The organism is Isoptericola sp. NPDC060257 (genome assembly GCF_042726645.1).
In the GTDB taxonomy this organism is placed as follows: domain Bacteria; phylum Actinomycetota; class Actinomycetes; order Actinomycetales; family Cellulomonadaceae; genus Isoptericola; species Isoptericola nanjingensis.
Map to the genome: position 1 here is coordinate 1 of NZ_JBHXAW010000412.1, position 2,527 is coordinate 2,527.

1 protein-coding gene and 1 pseudogene are annotated in these 2,527 nt (G+C 75.9%); one reads left to right on the top strand and one right to left on the bottom strand.

The annotated features are described in order from the left end of the window. Positions 1-1,480 (bottom strand): hypothetical protein (locus ACFWEK_RS20720; RefSeq protein ID WP_430555261.1); only part of this gene is annotated, 1,480 nt, incomplete at its 3' end. A gap of 307 nt (positions 1,481-1,787) precedes the next feature. On the opposite strand from ACFWEK_RS20720, the pseudogene ACFWEK_RS20725 reads away from it, so the two are divergent. After that, positions 1,788-2,527, top strand: a pseudogene (locus tag ACFWEK_RS20725) (hypothetical protein); the annotation flags it as partial.

Here is a 2,527-nt window from a genome sequence, read left to right on the forward strand (position 1 = left end):
GTGCCGGGGACTCCTTCTCGGCGCCCGCCGCCTCGGGCTCGTCCGTGGCGTCCTCGGGCGCGGCGACGTCCCCGGGCTCCGCGGAGTCCTGGTCGGAGGAGGCGTCCTCGGGCCCGGCGGCGTCCGGCTGGTCGTCGGCCCCGGGCTCGACGTCGGCGGGCTCGGCGGCCTTCTCCGCCTGCGGCGCCGGGGGAGCCGGGGGAGCCGGGACGGGCGCCTGCAGGACGGTGACGGGCTGGCCCTGACCGGCCGGGGTCTCGACCTTCTCGGCGCCAAGCAGGCCGCGCAGCTCCTCGAGGTAGGAGTTGATCGAGTCGTGCCGGCGGGTGAGGTCCTCGAGCTGGCGGGCGGCCGTGGAGCGGTGGGTCTCCGCCTCGACGCGCGCGTCGTTGACCATCGTCTCGGTGAACTCCCGCGCCTCGGCGACGATCCCGTCCGCGGTGCGGCGGGCGTCCGCGACGAGGGACTTCACGTAGGCGTCCGACTCCGCGCGGACCTTCTCCGCCTGCTGCAGGGCCATGGCGACCCGCTGCTCGGCCTCCGCCGCGTGCTCCTCGGCGGCGCGGACGAGCAGGTCCGTCTCCTGGCGGGCGGTCTCGTGGCGCGCGGCGGCCTCGTGCTCCACCTGCTCCCGGCGCTGCGCGATCTCCAGCTCGGCGTCGGCCAGCGCGGCACGGGCCTGCTCGCGCAGCTGCTCGAGCTCGGTCGTCACGGCGTCGGACGCCTCGGCGGCCTGGTGCTTGGCCTCGGCGATGATGCGGGCGGCCTCCCGGCGGGTGCGCTCCAGGAGGTCGGTCGACTCGCGGTCCGCCTCCTCGCGCTGCGCGGCGGCCTCGGCGGCGGCCTGCGCCCGCTGCTGCGCGGTGTCGCGCTCGGCGGCGACGCGCAGCTCGGTGGTCTCGCGCTCCGCGGTGGAGCGCTGGACGCCGATCTCGCGCTCGAGGGTGGCGCGGCGCTCGCTCTCCTCCGCGGACAGCGTGCTGGTGATGAGGGCGGCCTCGCGCTCGGCCGAGCCGACGAGCTCCTCGGCGCGGCGCTGGGCGGCGAGCAGCGTGCCCTCCGCCTCGGCGGCCGTGGTGGACCGGATCTCCTCGGCCTCGCGACGCGCGCTGCCGAGCAGCTCGGAGGCCTCGGACTCCGCGCGGGCGCGGACCTGGCCCGCGGACAGCTTGGCCCGCGCCATGATGTCGGCGGCCTGCTGGTTCGCCTGAGTGAGCACCTCGGTGGACTGCTCCTCCGCGGACCGCAGGAGCCGCTCGACGCGCGAGCCGAGCCCGGCGTAGGAGGGCTTCTCGTTCTCCCGCAGCTGGCGCTGCACCAGCGCGAGCTCCGAGGAGATCTGCATGGCGCGCGCGTCGGTGCTCTCGACGTTCCGGCGGGCCTCCTCGAGCGCCTGCTCGAGTCGGGCGATGTGACCGTCCACCTGCGCGCGGTCGTAACCGCGCATGGTGATCGGGAAGAGCGTGCGCTCGTCGGACACGTGCAGACCTCCGTACATGGTGGGTGCCCCGGCGTCGCCAGGATAGTGGCGGGGGCAGGGCGCCGATACTCGGGACATTCTGGCCCTCGCGGGACGAGTCGGACATCCTCCCACGCCGGGTCGGTGCGGCGCGACGGCGTCGCCCCGGCAGTGTTCCACGGGTCGTGACGACGCGCAGGAGCCAGGGCGCGTCCGTCGTACGCGAGTCGTGAAGGGTTCGTGAACCGCACCCTGCCAGGGCGGCCACGTGGACGGAGCCCTCCGCGCCGTCCCTATGCTGGACTGTCCACGTCGAAGGGAAAGCTCGGTGCTGCAACGCATTCTGGGCGGTGTCCTGGTCCTGGTCGGACTGGCTGCCGCCGCGCTCGGTGTCGCCTCGGCCACGGTCTGGCGCGACACCGACACGGTGGTCGCCACGGCCAAGCCGACCGGTGACGGCACGTTCGTCGTCACCGACCCCGGTGTCCTCGGCCTCGTCGGTGGCGACGTCACCGTGAGCGCGTCCGTCCCCGAGGGTCAGAAGGTCACGCTCGCCGTCGGTCGGGACGTCGACGTCGCGGGGTGGGTCGGCAACGACCCCTACTCGCGCGTGACGGGCCTGAGCGACTGGGAGAACCTCTCCGTCGCGGCGGGCGAGCCCGCCGACCCCGACGCCGAGACCGAGGAGGCGCCGAAGTCCGGCGCCGACCCGGCCGGGTCGGACATGTGGGTGGCCGAGGCCTCCGACGAGAACAGCGTCACGCTGCGCTGGAGCGACCGCCCCGGCCGCTGGACGCTCCTCGCCGCCGGTGTCGGCGAGGGTGCGAAGGCGCCGACCCTGGAGCTCAGCTGGCCGCGCGCCGTCACCACGCCCTACCTGTGGCCCGGCGTCGGGGTGGGCGCCGTGCTGGTGCTCGGCGGGGCCCTGCTGCTCGTGCTGGGCGGGCGCCGTGCCCGCGCCCGCCGGGCCGACCTGGCCGAGCAGGGCGCGGGCGACGAGTCCGCCACCGACCTCCACGACGACGGCCCGTCGGCCGGGGGCCTCGGGGCCCCGTTCGCGCCGGTGCG